Here is an 18,764-nt window from a genome sequence, read left to right on the forward strand (position 1 = left end):
GAGACTATGCTGAGCCGTACCGCCGACCACTTGTTCTGGATGGCCCGCTACACCGAGCGCGCCGAAAACACCGCGCGCATGCTGGATGTGAATGTGCAGACCTCGATGCTGCCGCAATCGGAGGAAGAAAACGCCCATGGCTGGCGCGCCCTGCTCGGCATTTCGGAGCTGCAGGCGGCGTTCGACCAGAAATACCAGTCGCTCGAAGGCCGCGAGGTGATCGACTTCATGGTGCGCGATCCGGCCAACCCGTCTTCCATCGTCGCCTGCCTGACCGAGGCGCGCGAAAACGCCCGCGCCGTGCGCGGCACCCTGACGACGGAAGTCTGGGAAATCCAGAACCAGACCTGGCTGGACATGCAGCGCCGCCTCCAGAGCGATCTGCTGGAGACTGATCCCAGCAAGTTCTTCGAATGGGTGAAATACCGTTCCCACCTGTCGCGCGGCGTGACCGTGGGCACCATGTTGCGCGACGAGGCCGTGCATTTCATCCGCCTCGGCACCTTCCTGGAGCGAGCCGACAACACGGCGCGCATCCTGGACGTCAAATACCACGGCGATCACGGCGGCGTAGCCGACGCCCAGCAAGGCATGAGCCAGCGCGATTTTTACTATTGGGGCGCGATGCTGCGCTCGCTGTCCGGCTTCGAGATCTACCGCAAGGTCTACCGCGACGTGATCACGCCCGCCCGCATCGCGGAACTACTGATCCTGCGCGGCGACATGCCGCGTTCCCTGCTTGCCTGCATGGACGAGGTGGTGCAGAACCTGCACGAGGTGCGCAACGACGTCTCGGCCGACACGGAACGCTTCGCCGGACGCCTGCGCGCCGAGCTACAGTTCGGCAAGATCGACGACATCCTGGCGCACGGCTTGCACGACACGCTGACCCGCTTCCTGGCCGACATCTACGAACTGGGCAACCGGGTCAGTCGCGATTTCCTGGTGCCGCTGGCCGCCTAGACGGAAGACAATGCGATGCGACTGACCATACGCCACGAAACCCGCTACACCTACAGCCAGCCGCTGGCCTACACCATCCAGCAGTTGCACCTGACGCCGCGGGTGGAGGCGCAGCAGCATGTGCTGTCCTGGCAGCTGGCCACGCCCGGCCATCTGCACGCCTACTCCGACGCCTACGGCAACCTGTCGCACACGCTGACGATGAATGCGCCGCACCAGGCGCTGTCCATCGTGGCCCACGGCGTGGTCGACACCAGTGCGCCGGACCGTGGCCGCATTGCCCACGGCGGCACGCTGTCGCCGCTGATCTTCACCGTGCCGACCCGGCTCACGGCGGCCACGCCCGGCATCCTGGCGCTGGCCGCGTCCTGCCTGCCGGAAGGCCGGGCGATGACCCGTGACCTGATGCGGCTGGCCGAGCACATCTTTGGTGCAGTCCGGTATCAAAAAGGGGCGACCGCCGTCGACACCTCGGCCAGCGATGCACTGGCGCTGGGCCAGGGCGTGTGCCAGGACCATGCGCACCTGTTCCTGGCCTGCTGCCATGCCCATGGCGTGCCGGCGCGCTATGTGTCGGGCTACATCGATCCGGAAAACAGCGGCCACGCGGCCAGCCACGCCTGGGTCGACGCCTGGGCCGAGGACAGCGATTACAGCGGCTGGGTGAGCATCGACATCACCCACGCGCGCCTGATGACGGACGCCTATTGCCGGCTGGCCGTGGGCCGCGACTACGACAGCGCGGCGCCGGTGCGCGGCGTGCGGCGCGGCGGCGGCACGGAATCGCTGAACGTGGATGTCCAGATCATGCAGCAGTGATCTGTGCCTTGCTGTGTAAAATGACCGTACTTTCAACCCAAAACAAACGACGATGACTTATTGTGCTGCCATGCGGCTGAACGCCGGGCTGGTGTTTTTATCGGATTCGCGCACCAACGCGGGCGTCGACCAGGTCGGCACGTTCCGCAAGATGAGCGTGTTCGAGGCGCCGGGCGAGCGCGTGATGGTCATGATGACCGCAGGTAATCTGTCGATCTCGCAATCGATACGCGAACTCGTCAATGAGTTGCGCACCGACGACGGGCTCAGTATCTGGACCGCGCCCAATATGTACGAGGCGGCCCGCATCCTGGGCCAGGCCGTGCGCCAGGTGCATGCGCGCGACGCGCAGTCGCTGGCCTCGTTCGGCATCGAATTCAACGTCAGCATCATTTTCGGCGGCCAGATCAAGGGCGAGCGCTGCCGCCTGTTCCAGATCTACTCGGCCGGCAACTTCATCGAGTCGCACGACGAGAACACCTATTTCCAGATCGGCGAAGCCAAATACGGCAAGCCCATCATCGACCGCGTGATCACCCCGGCCACCTCGCTCGATGACGCCGCCAAGTGCGCCCTGATCTCCATGGATTCCACGCTGCGCTCGAATATCTCGGTCGGCCTGCCGCTGGACTTGCTGGTGTACGAGACCGACAGCCTGGCTGTGACCCGTTTCGTCACCATCGACGAGCGCAACGAATATTTCCAGATGATCCGCAGCACCTGGGGCCGCCAACTCAAGAGCGTGTTCGAAGGGCTGGACGCGCCAGTCTGGAACGCGGCCTCCGGAACGGCCGGCAACGTCCTGCACACGGCGAACGCGGGCAGCCAGCCGGTGCGGGTCACGCCGCCGGGCGCCGTGGCGCCGGCCGCCTCCCGCTCGCCGCTGCAAACCCTGTCGCAGCAATTCTCCGACGGACAACAGTAACCGGATCACCGCGCGCATCAAGCAAGACCGGCAAAACAAAAAGGCAGGGCCCCGTTGAGGTGCCCTGCCTTTTTCCCTTGTTACGCTTGCAGCTTCAGTTGGACGCCTGCATGGCCGCCTGCGGCAGTTGCGCCGTGGCGGGCGCGGCGCCATCCCAGCCACCGCCGAGCGAGCGGATCAACGCCACCGTCGTCACGGCCTGGTTGCCGCGCAACTGCACGGCGTTGCGCTCGACCGTGGCCAGGTTGCGCTGCGCGTCCAGCAGATCCAGGTAGCTGGAACGCCCGGCTGTGTACAGCTTCTGCGCCAGATCGGCCGAACGGCGCGCCGACACGACGGCGTCGTCGATCTGCGCTGTCTGGCCCGACAGGATGCGCAGGCCGGCCAGGTTGTCTTCCACCTCCGCGAACGCGGTCAGCACGCTCTGGCGGTAGCTGCCCACCGATTCCTGCAACGCCGCCTCGCTGCGCACGATGTTGGCGCTGTTGCGGCCACCGTCGATCAGCGGCATCGACATCAGCGCGCCCAGCATCCACGAACGGCTGCTCCACTTGAACACGTCGGCGAAGGTGCCGGCCGCGCCGCCGCCATTGGCGCTGATGGTCAGCGCCGGGAACATGGCGGAACGGGCCACGCCGATGCGGGCGTTGGCCGCTTCCATGTTGCGCTGGGCTGCGGCGATGTCGGGCCGGCGCTCCAGCAGCGTCGAAGGCAGGCCGGCCGGGATCACGGGCAGCAGCGACGAGTCGAGCAGCGGGCTGGCGGCGGCCGTAAAGCTGGCGGCCGATTTGCCCAGCAGGACGGCCAGCGCATGCTCGGTCGTCACCCGCTGGCGCTGCAGGCCGATGGCTTCCGCACGCGCCGTTGACAGTTCCGTCTTGGCGCGCGACAGATCGAATTCGCCGATGTCGCCCAGGTCAAAGCGGCGCTGGTTGACCTTCACACTTTCCTCGCGCAGGCTGACGGTGCGGTTCAGCGTTTCCAGTTCGGCGTCCGTGGCGCGCAGACGGAAATAGGTCTGCGCCACATCGGCCTGCACGGCCAGCAGCACCGAGCGGTACATGGCTTCCACGGAAGCGGCATCGTTACGCGCCGCGCTCACATTGGACGACACGCGGCCGAACAAGTCCACCTCGTAGCTGGCCGTCAGGTTGGCCGAGTAGGCCGTGCCCGGCGCCACCGGCGTGCCGGCCGGAAGGCCCAGCGACAGGGCCGAAGCCCGGTTGCGCTGGGCGCCCACGTTCACGCCCACTTGCGGGATGCGGTCTGCCTCGGCGATGCCGGCGATGGCGCGCGCCTGCTTGACGCGGGCCGCCGCCACTTCCAGGTTGGCGTTGGCCTTGGTTGCTTCCGCGATCAACTCATTCAGGGCCGTGTCGTGGAAGGCCAGCCACCATTCGCCGCGCGGCTGGCGCTCGGCGGGCTGGCCCTGCTTCCAGGTGCTGCCATCGGCCGCCGTGTGCACCTGCGTGTCAACCGGCGTCTGGCTTTCCTTGAACGCGGCTGGCACTTCCATGTGCGGCTGTTTGAATTCGGGCGCGGCGCAGGCGGTCAGCAGCAGCGCCGCCACCAGCGGGGCCACGCCCCTTGCGATCAGATTCGGTTTCATATCAATGGCTTCCTTCCATGTTCGCCACGGCGACTGCGGCCGGGGCGGGTTTTTTCTCCAGGCGCACGGCCAGCATGCGCAGCAGGACGTAGAACACAGGCGTCAGGAACAGGCCGAAGAAGGTCACGCCCAGCATGCCGGCGAACACCGCCACACCCATCGCATGGCGCATCTCGGCGCCGGCGCCGTGCGAGAACACCAGCGGCACCACACCCATGATGAAGGCGATCGACGTCATCAAAATCGGACGCAGACGCAGACGGCATGCTTCCAGCGCGGCCTGCACGATGGTGCGGCCATGGTGTTCCAGCTCGCGGGCGAATTCCACGATCAGGATCGCGTTCTTCGACGCCAGCCCCACCAGCACGAACAGCGCGATCTGGGTGAACACGTTGTTGTCGCCATGGGTCAGCTTCACACCCAGCAGCGCGCACAGGATGGACATCGGCACGATCAGGATCACGGCCAGCGGCAGGGTCCAGCTTTCGTACTGGGCGGCCAGCACCAGGAACACCAGCAGCACGCACAGCGGGAACACATAGACCATCGTGTTACCGGACAGGATGTCCTGGTACACCAGTTCCGTCCACTCGTAGTGAATCCCCTTCGGCAGCACTTCGTTGACGATCTTCGTCATTTCCGCCTGCGCTTCGCCGGACGACACGCCAGGCGCGGGGCCGCCGTTGATCTCGGCCGACACGTAACCGTTGTAGCGCTGCACCCGGTCCGGGCCATAGCTGTCCTTGACGCGCATCAGCGACGACAGCGGGATCATCTCGCCCTTGTCGTTGCGGACCTTGAGCTGGGCGATGTCTTCCGCGTGCGAGCGGAACTTGGCGTCCGCCTGCACCCGCACCTGGTAGGTACGGCCGAACTGGTTGAAGTCGTTCACGTACAACGAGCCGAGGTTGATCTGCAAGGTCTGGTAGATGGTTTGCAGCGGCACGCCCATCTGCTTGGCCTTGACGCGGTCCACGTCCGCGAACAGCTGCGGCACGTTGATCTGGTAGCTGGAGAACACGCCGGCCAGCTTGGGGTTCTGCCAGGCCTTCATCTGCACGGCTTGCACCGCCTTGTTCAGTTCATCGTAGCCCAGGTTGTCGCGGTCTTCCAGCATCAGCTTGAAGCCACCCGTGGTGCCCAGCCCGTTGACGGGCGGCGGCGGCAGCACCATCACGAAAGCGCCTTCGATTGCGCCCATGCGCTTGTTGATCTCGGCCGCGATGGCTTGCGCCGATTCGCTCGGCTTGGTGCGTTCCTCGAACGGCTTCAGCGGCGTGAACACGATACCGGCGTTCGGCGCGTTGGTGAAGCCGTTGATCGACAGGCCAGGGAAAGCCACCGATGCTTCCACGCCCGGCACGTCCTTGGCGATGTCCGACATCTTGCGGATCACGGCGTCGGTGCGGTCCAGCGAGGCGGCGTCCGGCAACTGGGCGAAGCCGATCAGGTACTGCTTGTCCTGGGCCGGCACGAAGCCCGGCGGCACCAGCTTGAACATGAAGCCGGCGGCCACGGCCAACACGGCGTACACCATCAGCGAACCGCCCTTGCGCTTGAGGATGGCCGTCACGCCGGTCTGGTAGCTGTCCGAGGTGCGGTGGAAGAAGCCGTTGAACCAGGTGAAGAAGCGGCCGAACACGGCGTCCATCACGCGGGTCAGCTTGTCCTTGGGCGCGTCGTGCGGTTTGAGCAGCGAGGCGGCCAGGGCCGGCGCCAGCGTCAGCGAGCTGAATGCCGAGATCACGGTCGAGATGGCGATAGTCAGCGCGAACTGCTTGTAGAACTGGCCCGACAGGCCGGACACGAAGGCGATCGGCACGAACACGGCGCACAGCACCAGCGCGATGGCGATGATGGGGCCACTGACCTCCTTCATGGCCTGGATGGTGGCGTCGTGCGGCGACAGGCCGTTGGCGATGTTGCGCTCCACGTTCTCCACCACCACGATGGCATCATCGACCACGATACCGATGGCCAGCACGAGGCCGAACAGCGACAGCGTGTTGATCGAGAAGCCGAAGCCCAGCATCACGGCGAAGGTGCCGATGATGGACACCGGCACGGCCAGCAGCGGGATCACCGAGGCGCGCCAGGTTTGCAGGAACACGATCACCACCAGCGCCACCAGGATCACGGCTTCGACCAGGGTGTGGATGACGGCACGGATCGATTCGCGCACGAATTGGGTCGGGTCATATACAACGCTGTACGTGACGCCTTCCGGGAAATCTTTCGACAGGCGAGCCATCGTTTCGCGCACGTCATGCGACAGCTGCAGCGCGTTCGCGTTCGGTGCTTCGAAAATGGGGATGGCCACCGCCGAATTGTTGTTCAGCAGCGAGCGCAGCGCGTAGGAATTGGAGCCCAGCTCCATGCGGGCCACGTCCTTCAACTGCGTGACGGCGCCGTCGGCATTGGTCTTGATGATGATGTTGCCGAATTCCTCCTCGCTTTGCAGGCGGCCCTGGGTGTTGACCGTCAGCTGGAAGTCCGCATTCTTGGTGGGGCCGGCGCCGATCACGCCGGCGGCCACCTGCACGTTCTGCTCGCGGATGGCGGCCACCACGTCGCCCGCCGTCAGGCCGCGCGCGGCCACTTTCTGCGGGTCGAGCCAGATGCGCATGGCGTAGTCGCCCGAACCGAACAACTGCACGTCGCCCATACCGGGCAGGCGCGCCAGCTGGTCCTTGATGTTCAGCACCGCGTAGTTGCGCAGGTACAGGTCATCGTAGCGGCCGTTGGGCGACTGCAGGTGGACCACCATGGTCAGGTTGGGCGACGACTTCACGGTCGTCACGCCGATCTGGCGCACTTCCTCGGGCAGGCGCGGCAAGGCGCGCTGCACGCGGTTCTGCACGGCCGTCTCGGCCTGCTCCACGTTGGTGCCGATTTTGAACGTGACGGTCAGCGCCAGCGCGCCGTCCGAGGTGTTCTGCGACGACATGTAGAGCATGTTGTCCACGCCGTTGATCTGCTCTTCCAGCGGCGCGGCCACCGTTTCAGCGATGATCTTCGGATTGGCGCCCGGGTATTGGGCGCGCACCACCACCGACGGCGGCACCACGTCCGGATACTCGGAGATCGGCAGCTTGAGGATGGCGATCAGGCCCGCCACGAAGATGATGATCGACAGCACACCGGCGAAGATGGGCTTGTCGACGAAAAAACGCGATATGTTCATGGTCTCTTATTCCTTCTTGGTGGCAGCGTCGCCGGTGCTGACGGCGGCTACCTTGTCTGCTTTTTTCGCTTCCGGCTTGGCCACGTTGGCGGCCAGCGGATCGAAGTCCATCGCCACCACCTGTGGCGTGACGGGCGCGCCCGGATGCACGCGCTGCAGGCCGTTGACGATGATCTTCTCGCCAGGTTTCAGGCCCTCGCGCACCACGCGCATGCCGTCGACCGTCTGGCCCAGCTTGATCGGGCGGTATTCAGCCTTGCTGTCGGCGCCCACCACGAACACGAACTTGCGGTTCTGGTCCGTGCCCACGGCCCGCTCGTTGATCAGGATGGCCTGCGACTGGCCGCCGTTGCCGCCGGCGCCGCCGTCCAGCTGGACGCGGGCGAACAGGCCCGGCACCAGCGTGCGGTCGGCATTGGCGAAGGTGGCGCGCATACGCACGCTGCCCGTTTGCGCGTCCAACTGGTTGTCGACGAACTCCAGCTTGCCCTCATGCGGGAAGCCGCTCTCGTTGGCCAGGCCCACTTTCACCGTCACTGGCTGGCCCTTGTGCGACATGGCGCCCACGCGCAGGAAGGTGTCCTCGTCGCCGTCGAAGCTGGCGTAGATGCGGTCGGTGGAAACCACGGAGGTCAGCACGGCCGACGCATCGACCAGGTTGCCCAGCGTGATCTCGGCCTTGCTCACGCGGCCGTTGATGGGCGCGTGCACCTGGGTGTAGCTCAGGTTCAGCTTGGCCGCCTCGTACTGGGCTTGCGCGGCGCGGGCGTTGGCGTCCAGCTCTTTCAGGCCTGAGGCTTTTTCATCGTACTCGCGCTGGGCGATGGCTTTATCGGCCAGCAGCTTCTCGGCGCGCACCAGTTCCAGCTTGGCCAGGTCGGCCTTGGCGCGGGCCGAACTGGCGGCCGCCTCGGCGCGGTCCTTCTCGGCCTGGTAGGGGCGCGGGTCGATCACGAACAGCACGTCGCCCTGTTTGACTTCGCTGCCCGGCTTGAAATTGACGGCCGTGATGAAGCCGCTCACGCGCGAGCGGATCTCGACCCGTTCCACCGCTTCCAGCCGGCCCGAGAACTCCTGGGTTTCCGTCACGGCTTTCTGCACGACGACGGCGGCGGAAATGGGCGGGCCGCCGGCAGCCGGCGCCTCAGCCGGCTTGCCGGTTGCTTCATCGCACCCTGTCAGACCGATCGCGGCCAGCCCCGCCAGTGCCATAGCGGCGACCAGGGGCCGGGCTACAGCGGTCAAATGTTTCGCGTTTTTCATGTTAATTCCTTTTTCTATGAAAATCTTTAATAGATATGGCGGAACCGGGCGACTCGGACAAAATTCGAGAAAACACGGCACTACCGCTCCGGTGGCGGGCCAGCGCGGAGCGTCAAGCAGGTCTTGCTAAGATGGCGGGGAATCCCTTATGCGGCTGGCGGCGGGTCGGCCCGTTCCAGGCCAGCGATGAAGCTGGCGATTTCTCCCAGCGCGTGGACTTTGCACGCGCATTCGTTACGGGCCCCTGATTCGTGCAGGGGCGCCGGCGGCAACCGGCTGACGGTGGTCTTCACACCACAGGCGATCAGCTTGGCGCCATACAACTCCGCTTCGTCACGCAGCGGATCGTCCTCGGCCGACAGGATCAGTGCCGGCGGCAAATTCTTCAAACGGCTCGATTGCAGCGGCGACGCATACGGGTGCGTGCGGTCGGCCGCGTTGGGCAAGTAGCCCCGGTAGCCGGCCGCGCAGGCGTCGGCCACGTCCACCATGTCGGCCGCCGCGCTGTTGCAGCGCATCGAGCCGGTGCTCAGGCCCGGGTCCAGCATGGGCATGATCAGCAGCTGGCCAGCCAGCGGCGGGCCGCCACGGTCGCGCGCCATCAGCGCGCTGACGGCGGCCAGGTTAGCGCCCGCTTCAATGCCGCCCACGATCAGCTGCTTGCCGGTCCAGCCCAGCTTGGTCTTGTTCTTGCGCGCCCAGTTCAGGATGGCGTGCGCGTCCTCCACGGCGGCCGGGAACGGGCGCACGGGCGCCAGCGTGTAACTGGCGGCCAGCACCAGTTGCTCAGGGTTGTCGTTCACCAGGTGGCGCAGGAACATGTCGCTGTCCTCCAGCCCGCCCGTCACGAAACCGCCGCCGTGGAAGAACACGATCAGCGCGTCGCGCTTGGTGCCGGCGGGGCCGTAGCTGTACAGGCGCGCGGGCAGCATGCCGTCCACGCCGCGCACGTCCAGGTTGCGGCTCTTGAGCTGGTCGGACAGCGCGTTCATTGATGCACCGTCCGTACCGCGTCGTCGGCGCAGGCCAGCTGGTCGCCATCGGCCTGCCATTGTTGGGTCAGGGCATGGACGCCGCTCGCCTCGGTCTGGGCCGCCAGCGCGTACGTATCGGTGGTGACGATGGCCGCCAGCGCGGCCGCGCCGAGCGCGAGTCCTAACACCGCCATGATTTCAGTCCGATATGCCATGATGTTTTCCCTCCCAAACTGCCAGCGTCCGGCCCGACGGGGCTGTGTTCCATGCTGCAGTACAACAATCTTAAACTTCCACTACAATTAGATAAATACGGCAATGTCGAATTGATTGTTCATGAATCCGAACAATGAGTGGAGAAGATGAATAAACTGCAAGCGATGGAAGTGTTTGTGCAGGTGGTGGACGCCGGCGGCTTCACGCGCGCGGCCGACAATATGCAACTGCCCAAAGCCACCGTCTCCACCCTGATCCAGTCGCTGGAAGCGGCGCTGAAGGTCAAGCTGCTGCACCGGACCACGCGCCAGGTGACGGTGACGGCCGACGGCGCCGCCTATTATGAACGCTGTCTGCGCATCCTGTCGGACGTGCGCGAAGCGGAGGAATCGCTGTCGCGCACGCGCCTGAGCCCCAGCGGCCGGCTGCGGGTGGACGCGCCCACGGGCCTGGCCAGCGAAGTGCTGGTGCCCGCCCTGCCCGACTTTTTCGCCCGCTATCCCGATATCGAACTGGAACTGGGCAGCAGCGACCGCCAGGTCGACCTGATCGAGGAAGGCGTGGATTGCTGCGTGCGCGGCGGCGCGCTGGCCGACTCCAACCTGATCGCGCGCCGGGTCGGCTTCCTGCACTTTCTGACCTGCGCGGCGCCATCGTACCTGGAGCGCTACGGCCGGCCACAGCACCCGAACGAGCTGCTGCGCCACCGCTGCGTGAACTATTTCTCCTCGCGCACCGGCAAGATCTTCGAATGGGACTTCACCCGCGGCGATGAACTGGTGCAGACGCTGCTGCCCGGCTCGATCGCCGTCAACGACGCCAACGCCTACCTGGCTGCGGGGCTGGCCGGGCTGGGCATCATCCAGACCGTGCGCTTCGTGCTGGAACCGCTGATCGCCGAAGGCAAGCTGGAATTGCTGCTGCCCGACTGGACCTCGGCGCCCATCCCCATCCACGTGGTCTACCCGCAGAACCGCCACCTGTCGGCCAAGGTGCGCGTGTTCGTCGAATGGGTGGCCGAGCTGTTCGCCCAACATCCCGGCATGCGCTTGCCCAAAACTGCGCGCGCCCTCAACACGGAGTTCACCCTATGAGCCATGCCCCGCACCGCGTCGTCTTCCTCGACCGTGACAGCCTGATCGCCAGCGTGCGCCTGCCTGCCTTTCCCCACCACTGGGACCAGTATCCCGCCACGGCCCATGTCGATGTGGTGGAACGGCTGCGCGACGCCACCATCGCCATCACCAACAAGGTGCCCTTGCGGGCAGCCGACCTGGGCCAGCTACCGGACCTGAAGATGATCGCCGTGGCGGCCACCGGCACCGACATCCTGGACCTGGCGGCCTGCCGCGAACGGGGCATCGCGGTCTCGAACATCCGCAACTACGCCGTGCACTCGCTGCCTGAACACACGTTCGCGCTGATCCTGGCCCTGCGCCGCAACCTGGTGGCCTACCGCGCCGACGTGGAAGCGGGCCGCTGGCAACATGCGGGCCGTTTCTGCCTGCTCGACCACCCGATCTCGGATCTGGCCGGCAGCCGCCTTGGCCTGGTCGGCTACGGCGCGCTGGGCAAATCGGTGGCCGCGCTGGCGCGCGCCTTCGGCATGGAGGTGTGCGTGCACACGCGCTCGCCCGTGGACGATCCCGCCGTGCGCCAGGTCGGCTGGGACGAACTGCTGGACACGTCGGACGTGATCAGCCTGCACCTGCCGTTGACGGAACAGACGCGCCACATGATCGGCGCTCCGGAGCTGGCCCGCATGAAGCGCAGCGCGCTGCTGATCAACACCGCGCGCGGCGGACTGGTGCACGAACAGGCGCTGGCCGACGCGCTGCACAACCACGTGATCGCCGGCGCCGGCTTCGACGTGCTGACGCAGGAGCCGCCACCGGACAACAACGTGCTGCTCCAGCTGCGCCTGCCCAACTTCATCCTCACACCGCACACGGCCTGGGCCAGCGGCCAGGCCATGCAGGTGCTGGCCGATCAGCTGATCGACAACATCGAAGCGTGGGTGGCGGGCGCGCAGCGCAACGTGGTGGTGTGAGCGGGCCCGCCGCCGCGTCACCCGGTCACGCTGTCACTCAAAAGCTTAGCGGCGTGCCCTTGTAGTAGACGTTTGCGGGCACGATGCTGCAATTGAACGTGATGGGCGTGGCCACTTCGTGGGCCCAGCCCCGCGTCACCAGCGTGGCGATGTCCATCAGCGTCATCACGCGGCGATTGCCGGCGCCGGCGGCCAGTCCTTCCGGCGTGAACACCACCAGGACCACCGACCACGCCACGTTGAAGTCGCCCGTGTGCGGCACGCCGATCAGGTGGTCGTGTCCGATCAGCAGCGCGCACTGGTTGGCCGGGTAGCCATACTGGACGCAGGTGGCCCCGCCATTCGGATAGCCGGGCGCCGGGAACGGCAGCACGTTGACGTGGTCGCAATTGTGCGGCTGGCAGTTCAGTACGGCCGGATTGATGGTCGAATTACTGGGATAGGCAGGCAGGTAGAGCGGCGCGGCGGCGCGCGGGTTGGCCATCGATGGGAATGGCGCCTTCGACGGCGTCAGCAGATAGACGGTACTGCCGTCCGCAGCGTTCAAGGCCGGCTCCACGGTCGCCTGGCCGAAAGCGGTTTGCCCGGACTGGGCCAGTACGCCCATGCTGGCGCCGGCCAACCCTAGCGCCAGCAGCAACATCAAAACAGTTCGCTTGCACATCTTCTTCTCCCCGTTGGAAACAGGCGCACGCGGGCGCGCCCTTGCCCTCCTGCTGAAGCCGGATGCCGTTGCCGTTGAAGCCGGTCGATGTCGCTTTCAATATAGTTCACGTATCTCATCCGTGCAGAAATACGCAACGCAACCGTGCGCGGGCCTTGGCCAGTCCGGACTTGTGTTTGGCGCGCCGCGGCCTACAGTGAAGAGTGCGGAGATACCGCGTGTACCACATTCGGGGAGGCGATCATGGCAACGGCAGACTGGCGCCTGGAAGGTGACTGGGTAAAGAACTGCAACTGCGCGTATGGATGCCCATGCGACTTTAACGCAAGACCAACGGAGGGATATTGCAAGGGGTTGGTCGCCATGCATATCACTTCCGGCTACTTTGAAGGGATACGGCTGGACGGCCTGTCGTTCTGCGTGACGGTGCACTTCCCGGGCGCGCTACACGAAGGCAATGGCGAAGCCCAACCCATCATCGACGAACGCGCCACGCCGGAACAACGCGAGGCCCTGTTCGCCATCCTGTCCGGCCAGAACTCGCAGGAAGGCACGCTGTTCCATATCTTCAGCCTGATCGTGACCAAGATGCACGACCCCGTATTCGCCCCGTTCCGCTTCGAATTCGACCTGCGTGAACGCCAGGCGCGCGTGGTCATCCCCGGCGTGCTGACGACGGACGTGGAACCGATCAGGAACCCCGTGACGGGCGCACCGTTCCGTGGGGCCGTCGTGCTGCCCGAAGGTTTCGAGCACCGCGAAGGACAGATCGCCTCGGCCAACATCGACAGCACGGGCGCGGTTCCGTTCACCACTAAGGGCAGCCACAGCACGCTGGCGCACGTGATCCAGAGCCCGGCGGGCGTGCTGGGCTGAGGCGGCGCCGGCCATGAGCGTGGCGATCCTGGCGCGCGTGCTGCATCACGAACGGGCGCTGCCGGTGGTGGCCGTCACGCTCGTGAGTACGCTCGCCTGGACCTACCTGCTCGCGGGCGCGGGCACGATGGAGGAAATGGACGGCATGCTCATGCCCATGAGCACCGGGCCGTGGACCATTTCCCATGCGCTTGTCATGCTCGTCATGTGGGCGGTGATGATGGTCGCCATGATGCTGCCAAGCGCACTGCCCATGCTGTTGCTGTATGCGACCATGGCGCGCAGGCATGGCGCGACGCAGCGATCGGGATCGGGGTCGGACTCGGGAACGGCATGGGCCATATCGCTGTTCGGCCTCGGCTACGTGGCCGTGTGGAGCGGGTTCAGCTTGGCGGCCGTCGCGCTGCAATACCTGCTGGAGCGGGCGGCCCTGCTGTCGGCAATGATGGAAAGCACCAGCATCGTGCTGGCCGGCGCCACGCTGGTCGCAGCCGGCGTGTATCAGTGGACGCCCGTCAAATCCGCCTGCCTTGCCCATTGCCAGTCGCCGCTCGATTTCGTGCTGGCCAACTGGCGCACTGGCAGCCTGGGTGCATTCCAGATGGGCTTGCGCCACGGCGCCTACTGCGTCGGCTGCTGCTGGGCGCTGATGCTGCTGCTGTTCGTGGGCGGCGTGATGAACCTGGCCTGGATCGCCGGGCTGGCCGTCTACGTGCTGGTGGAGAAACTGGCACCGGCAGGCCACTGGATCAGTCGCGCCACCGGTGTCGTGTTCGTCGCCTGGGGCGTGGCGACGCTGCTGTCGCCTTATTTGGCGCTGAACTTCGCGTAGTAGGCCTGGATGGCTGGCGTGTTGGCGATGCGCTGCATATGGGCGTTCAGCGCCGGGGCGACGCTTTGCACCAGGTCAGCCGGCACATGGTCGAGGCGGCCCGAATTGAGGTTGCGGATATCGACAAACACCTTCAGGTCGGCCACGGTGAGGCGGTTGTCAGCGAAGAACTCGCCGCCGTGCGCCAGCAATTGCGCCTCCAGCCAGCGCAGGTAGACAGGCATGGAACCGTTGACCAGCGCCAGCCGCGCCGCCTTCTGTTCTTCGCCCGTCATGCGGAAGGTGGGGCTCATTTTGACGTTCGCGTCTTCCACCACATAGGCCACCTCGTCGCACAGCAAGGCCTGGTAAGGGTCGGTGGGATACAGGCCCGCCAGTTTGCCGGCATAGCGCAGGATGGCGTCGCACTGGGTCACCAGCGTACCGTCCACGTGCAGCGTGGGCACTTGGCCGAATGGCGTCGTCTTGCGCAACTCGGCGAACTCGGGGAAGGCGAAGCGGTGGTCTTCGAATGGGATGCCGCCGATGTGCAGCGCCAGACGGGCCGGCTCGCCGCGGCCGCCGTGGAAATCGAAGTAAGTCAGTTTGAGCTGTGGCATCGTAATGTCCTGAGGTAGTTGGCGCGGGCAGGCCGCGTCAGGGTTGGCGAAAAATCAGAAGTTCATGATCGCCAACAATGATAATCCAAAGCCGGCGGGCGTGAAGGCCGGCGGCCCGAGCGCCGCATCGGGGGACGTTAACGGGTCAGGTATGCCCTGCCACCCACATCAATTTAATATCGACGAGAGACAAAATGGCGGAAGTGGCAATACCGTCTATCAGGAATAAAATCAATACTGCGGAAAACATTTTACTCCTTGAAAACTCGCGCAAAAAGATACTGGCCACAAATGCAAAAATGCCCCACTGAGCGATCGTGAGCGGGATGCTGACAGCATTATCCAGATAAAACACCGGCGCATTCCAATTTCCCGAACCTGCATACAGGAATGGATAGAGGTTCAATATCCACGGACTGGAACTAGTGAGCATCAGTAACCCTACTCCAATGGGAATTGTGATGAGGCCGACAAGAAAATAAACAGGCAAAGCCAAGACAGCCACCGATGCGACTAAAATCATGGCACGCAACTGTCCTGACTTTAATACGAATACTCTTGGTAGGATTCTAAAGAAAATCATCAATTCCCGTAGTTAGTTATCGGGCAAAAAATGGGGCCATGAGCGGTTCGATTGCCAAGTGCCGCGAAGGTCGGCTATCGCCCCATTTCGGACCTTCGACACCTTTTCTCGCCCGGTTAAGAACCCGTTAATGAGCCAGTCTTTCATAGAGCTTGATTAAATTACTTTCTAGTAACGACTAAAGAAGCAATTAACTCGGCAGCTTGTTTTAAGTTTGCTGGCGCATTCTCAATCTGCCTTTGCTGAAGTGAAATCTGAACGTCTACATCACGATACGAGAAGAACAAATGACAAATTTCTGTTTCGTTGCAAACGATAGAGCCGACGGAATATGTTGAATCATCGCGCGTAGGCTTTCTGCTGAAGTACCAGACATCTCTCCCACATAACTCCATACATCTATACCACCCAAAGGAAGTAAGTTGAAGTGCAGTCTCCACCGTCCCTTCAGCAATGGCAGTGTCAAATGGCGAAGGAAATCCATTCGCTCGCCGCTCTGCACTCGACTGCAAGAGTACGCCCCATTTTCCAAAATAAGGTCCATTGGAAATTTCCAAAAAAGCACCTTGTGTGTTGTCGAGCGCGCCGCTAGTCGCTCGCAGCGAGGAGGCGCTGATTATCGCTGGATTTGGAACTCGAAACGTTGTACTGGCGATTTTCAAGTCCACGTTTCGCTGAGACCAAAGGTGCGCGAATGTGACCCCTAACGCAAATAAAAGACAAAATACACCAGCTTTGCTCTTACTCATTACCCTTCTTTCACTTAGATGGCAGCTACTGGCCGTTAGCGCCATGCTATGCCAACTCGCCTATCGCATTCGCTAACTCGTCATCATAAAGCTCGGAATCATCCGAGTACCCTCGCTCAATCCTGCGCAGCGCTTCCGGCACCACCGCTTTCAGTCCCAACCGCTGACGTATGTAAGTTGCAAGTGCATGGTTGGACAAATCAGAAATCGGAACCTTCCAGTTTTCTCTACAAAGCTGTATCAGGCTAGATTCAAATTCGGGCTCGACCCAAACGCCTTCGATATCAGCCACCGATTCCAACCTCATGTATTGCCCTTATTTTTTTGTATGACCGCTCCTGGCCGGGAGCAGTATTTCTATTTTCACACTTCAGTGCCCCAGCCATCAAATTCACAGTCTAGAACAGCTCCTTGCACTACAATCCATGGTAACCACTCGGCCAAAACTCTCTCATTGACTAAGGTTGGGTAAGTCTTACCCTCCACTAGGTACTTTCGAGAGAAAAAACTGCCATTTCGTCGCACTAATACTGATAAGCAATCGTTCGCGGATAGGTGCGCTGCCAATGCGTTCGCCTTTACTTCGTCAGGGGCCACAAATAAAAAATCGATTTGAACTTCTCTGCTTTCTGATAGCCCTGCATTTCGCAATGCCTCAATTGTTAGTGAATTCATCGCCATTTGGGTGGCAATCACCTCGGCGGCTCGAAGTCTTTGTTTTGGTGTCATATCTTTATTTCGGGAACAACCTCCGTCCAGTTTATCAAATAATCAATAAGGATATAACTTCGGCAGCTACTGATGTCCGGGAACCGGCTGCTCCTGGCCGGTGGCCGTCATTTGATTTTCAAAAACCGCTTACCGTCGAAACGATAGCGCTCGAAGGTTCTTCGCTTTCCAGATACGTCAGCATCACGTACTTCAACGGTAAATCCTAATGCTTGGCTGACACGGGAAATCTTTCCGATCTCTGAACCAAACTCTCCACCAGGTATCAACACAAGGTTTCCTTTGGCGTCGTTCTGTAGAAAGCGGGCCACATGAGTATGCGCCCCGGCGATACCTGAGACCTGCCACAGATAGCACTGGCAGATGTCCGACCAAAATTTCTCAATCCCAAGAGGTATCGCATCAAACCTTACCGGATCGTGAATACCTCCTTCTCCGTTGATTGTGCCGAGGTGGCGTTCACCATCGCAATTTTGAATCGCCACATAATCTACCCGAGCCTCCAACTCGCAGTCTGCCGCAATAGCTCGTCCGGATAAAGTTAGAAAGAGGAGTAACAAACAAAATGCGAATTTCCGCATGCCGAATCTTTCAAGTAATGCTACATGGCTGCAGTAGCGCCCCACCGCCACAGTCCGGTGCTGGCCGATTGGAGGCATCGTTCGTCAGCAACTACAGGCCCCCGCAGCTACAACCCGAATGTCCTCTTCAACCACGTAGAACTCGTTTCAAATAAAAGACGCATGCTCGCGCATCGCTCGCCACGTCAGCCTCATCGCTCTGCACTAATTGCTTTACCAGCCTGAGTTCCTCTTGGCCTCCTACCACTGCTGCGACCTGGATCGCGGTCCTCACCATTAGGGGCATTGTTGATCGCATGCCTATTCGTACGGCCTCCTGTGTACGGCGCCGAAAATTCGGCACCGATGCTTCCATCTCTGCGACAAACTTTGTGAGCAGTTCGACGCCGACAAATCCTGCGGGTTCGTCCCGTGTCTGACCCCAGGTGAAATCCGCGCCATGTGGTCCGCGCGTGATTAACCAATTCCATACCTCGTCGGACGGATCCCCGCCGAGTCGGTATATCTCGTCTAGAAAAGGCTTGCGCATGTCGAGGCAGAAATATCTATTGAAAAACCTAAGATTCAGATTGTACTCACCGGCAAATTGCCATTGGCAACACGACCGTCCGTTCCTGGCCGAGGCCAGTCGTGTGCCGTAGCCAATTCTACTTTGTTAACTGGATTCTCCGGCCATCACCAAAGCCATCGTGAACATCGAGCACGGCTGGCACCCCAAAGCCCCAGCCACCTGCCTTCAACCAACAATCGGCGAACCAAGATTTTAAGACGTCAGCTATCAAGTTCACGCCTCCGAATTTGAAGTCTGTGAAATACCGGCCGTCCAATTCCTCTAACTCATCAAGGTTTAGTGCCATTTCACAAGAACGTTCGCTAGTCTTCAAATCGTCGCCAACAAAGTATGCCCAGATGGAAGGTGCACCATAATTTTCCGCATCGACGAACAGTTGGAACTCTACGCTTCTGACGGCGACAGAAAGGGGCTCATTCAGAAAGCTGCGAATGCATTGAATCGAGTGACCCGACAGGCCATCTAGCGACCGCATAAGTCTCTGAGAAAATTGCTTCTGGTCTAGTCCAAATGAGATCATTTTTCAATCTGTATTAGCGTCCGGCCGCTGTTGGCCGACAGCGGTATCAGTTTTCCC

At 62.5% G+C, this 18,764-nt stretch carries 20 protein-coding genes; 7 read left to right on the forward strand and 13 right to left on the reverse strand.

Annotated features, from left to right (window positions below; genetic code table 11):
- Nucleotides 1–6: 6 nt before the first annotated feature.
- Genes H3H37_RS00225 through H3H37_RS00235 form a run of 3 tightly spaced genes read left to right on the forward strand, consistent with a single transcriptional unit; the run spans nucleotide 7 to nucleotide 2,707 of the window.
- The gene (locus tag H3H37_RS00225; protein WP_182158933.1) at nucleotides 7–963 is read left to right on the forward strand and encodes an alpha-E domain-containing protein; all 957 of its coding nucleotides are present in this window, start codon (nucleotides 7–9) and stop codon (nucleotides 961–963) included.
- A gap of 15 nt (nucleotides 964–978) precedes the next feature.
- Nucleotides 979–1,782 (forward strand): transglutaminase family protein, encoded by an 804-nt coding sequence (locus H3H37_RS00230; protein ID WP_182158935.1) that lies wholly within the window; start codon nucleotides 979–981, stop codon nucleotides 1,780–1,782.
- 52 nt (nucleotides 1,783–1,834) lie between these two features.
- Nucleotides 1,835–2,707: a proteasome-type protease gene (locus H3H37_RS00235; protein ID WP_182158937.1), complete on the forward strand. Its 873-nt coding sequence runs from the start codon at nucleotides 1,835–1,837 to the stop codon at nucleotides 2,705–2,707.
- A 94-nt stretch (nucleotides 2,708–2,801) separates the two neighbouring features.
- Here the strand turns inward: H3H37_RS00235 and H3H37_RS00240 are convergent, their stop codons facing one another.
- From H3H37_RS00240 to H3H37_RS00260, 5 genes are all read right to left on the reverse strand, one after another.
- A complete protein-coding gene (locus tag H3H37_RS00240; RefSeq protein WP_182158939.1) occupies nucleotides 2,802–4,316 on the reverse strand; it encodes an efflux transporter outer membrane subunit in 1,515 nt (504 codons plus the stop codon).
- 1 nt (nucleotide 4,317) lies between these two features.
- A complete protein-coding gene (locus H3H37_RS00245; protein WP_182158941.1) occupies nucleotides 4,318–7,500 on the reverse strand; it encodes an efflux RND transporter permease subunit in 3,183 nt (1,060 codons plus the stop codon).
- A 6-nt stretch (nucleotides 7,501–7,506) separates the two neighbouring features.
- Entirely contained in the window at nucleotides 7,507–8,763 is a 1,257-nt protein-coding gene (locus H3H37_RS00250; protein ID WP_182158943.1) for an efflux RND transporter periplasmic adaptor subunit, read from the reverse strand.
- A 146-nt stretch (nucleotides 8,764–8,909) separates the two neighbouring features.
- Nucleotides 8,910–9,755: an alpha/beta hydrolase gene (locus tag H3H37_RS00255; protein WP_182158945.1), complete on the reverse strand. Its 846-nt coding sequence runs from the start codon at nucleotides 9,753–9,755 to the stop codon at nucleotides 8,910–8,912.
- The gene (locus H3H37_RS00260) at nucleotides 9,752–9,952 is read right to left on the reverse strand and encodes a hypothetical protein (protein ID WP_182158947.1); all 201 of its coding nucleotides are present in this window, start codon (nucleotides 9,950–9,952) and stop codon (nucleotides 9,752–9,754) included. Before H3H37_RS00260 ends, H3H37_RS00255 begins: the two co-directional genes overlap by 4 nt.
- A 147-nt stretch (nucleotides 9,953–10,099) precedes the next feature.
- On the opposite strand from H3H37_RS00260, the gene H3H37_RS00265 reads away from it, so the two are divergent.
- The gene (locus tag H3H37_RS00265) at nucleotides 10,100–11,047 is read left to right on the forward strand and encodes a LysR family transcriptional regulator (RefSeq protein WP_182158948.1); all 948 of its coding nucleotides are present in this window, start codon (nucleotides 10,100–10,102) and stop codon (nucleotides 11,045–11,047) included.
- On the forward strand, nucleotides 11,044–12,003 hold the full coding sequence (locus H3H37_RS00270) for a D-2-hydroxyacid dehydrogenase (protein ID WP_182158950.1): 960 nt from the start codon (nucleotides 11,044–11,046) through the stop codon (nucleotides 12,001–12,003). Before H3H37_RS00265 ends, H3H37_RS00270 begins: the two co-directional genes overlap by 4 nt.
- Nucleotides 12,004–12,040: 37 nt before the next feature.
- On the opposite strand, the gene H3H37_RS00275 is transcribed toward H3H37_RS00270, so the two are convergent.
- A complete protein-coding gene (locus tag H3H37_RS00275; RefSeq protein WP_182158952.1) occupies nucleotides 12,041–12,667 on the reverse strand; it encodes a hypothetical protein in 627 nt (208 codons plus the stop codon).
- A gap of 243 nt (nucleotides 12,668–12,910) precedes the next feature.
- Between H3H37_RS00275 and H3H37_RS00280 the strand changes: the two genes are divergently transcribed.
- Nucleotides 12,911–13,543, forward strand: coding sequence for a DUF1326 domain-containing protein (locus H3H37_RS00280; protein ID WP_182158954.1), 633 nt, complete (start codon nucleotides 12,911–12,913; stop codon nucleotides 13,541–13,543).
- A gap of 13 nt (nucleotides 13,544–13,556) precedes the next feature.
- Nucleotides 13,557–14,375, forward strand: coding sequence for a DUF2182 domain-containing protein (locus H3H37_RS00285; RefSeq protein ID WP_182158956.1), 819 nt, complete (start codon nucleotides 13,557–13,559; stop codon nucleotides 14,373–14,375).
- Here H3H37_RS00285 and H3H37_RS00290 read toward each other — a convergent pair.
- From H3H37_RS00290 to H3H37_RS00320, 7 genes are all read right to left on the reverse strand, one after another.
- Nucleotides 14,351–14,974 (reverse strand): glutathione S-transferase family protein, encoded by a 624-nt coding sequence (locus H3H37_RS00290; protein ID WP_182158958.1) that lies wholly within the window; start codon nucleotides 14,972–14,974, stop codon nucleotides 14,351–14,353. The two genes, H3H37_RS00285 and H3H37_RS00290, sit on opposite strands and share 25 nt — an antisense overlap.
- 145 nt (nucleotides 14,975–15,119) lie before the next feature.
- On the reverse strand, nucleotides 15,120–15,497 hold the full coding sequence (locus H3H37_RS00295; protein WP_182158960.1) for a hypothetical protein: 378 nt from the start codon (nucleotides 15,495–15,497) through the stop codon (nucleotides 15,120–15,122).
- Nucleotides 15,498–15,718: 221 nt separating this feature from the next.
- A complete protein-coding gene (locus H3H37_RS00300) occupies nucleotides 15,719–16,306 on the reverse strand; it encodes a hypothetical protein (RefSeq protein ID WP_182158962.1) in 588 nt (195 codons plus the stop codon).
- Between the two features lie 46 nt (nucleotides 16,307–16,352).
- Nucleotides 16,353–16,598 (reverse strand): contact-dependent growth inhibition system immunity protein, encoded by a 246-nt coding sequence (locus tag H3H37_RS00305; protein WP_182158964.1) that lies wholly within the window; start codon nucleotides 16,596–16,598, stop codon nucleotides 16,353–16,355.
- Between the two features lie 71 nt (nucleotides 16,599–16,669).
- Nucleotides 16,670–17,035, reverse strand: a complete 366-nt coding sequence (locus H3H37_RS00310) for a ribonuclease E inhibitor RraB (RefSeq protein ID WP_182158966.1) — start codon at nucleotides 17,033–17,035, stop codon at nucleotides 16,670–16,672.
- Between the two features lie 107 nt (nucleotides 17,036–17,142).
- A complete protein-coding gene (locus H3H37_RS00315) occupies nucleotides 17,143–17,616 on the reverse strand; it encodes a hypothetical protein (RefSeq protein ID WP_182158968.1) in 474 nt (157 codons plus the stop codon).
- 647 nt (nucleotides 17,617–18,263) lie between these two features.
- Nucleotides 18,264–18,707, reverse strand: coding sequence for a DUF6389 family protein (locus tag H3H37_RS00320; RefSeq protein ID WP_255459112.1), 444 nt, complete (start codon nucleotides 18,705–18,707; stop codon nucleotides 18,264–18,266).
- Nucleotides 18,708–18,764: the final 57 nt, after the last annotated feature.

Source organism: Rugamonas brunnea, from assembly GCF_014042345.1.
Taxonomy (GTDB): domain Bacteria; phylum Pseudomonadota; class Gammaproteobacteria; order Burkholderiales; family Burkholderiaceae_D; genus Rugamonas; species Rugamonas brunnea.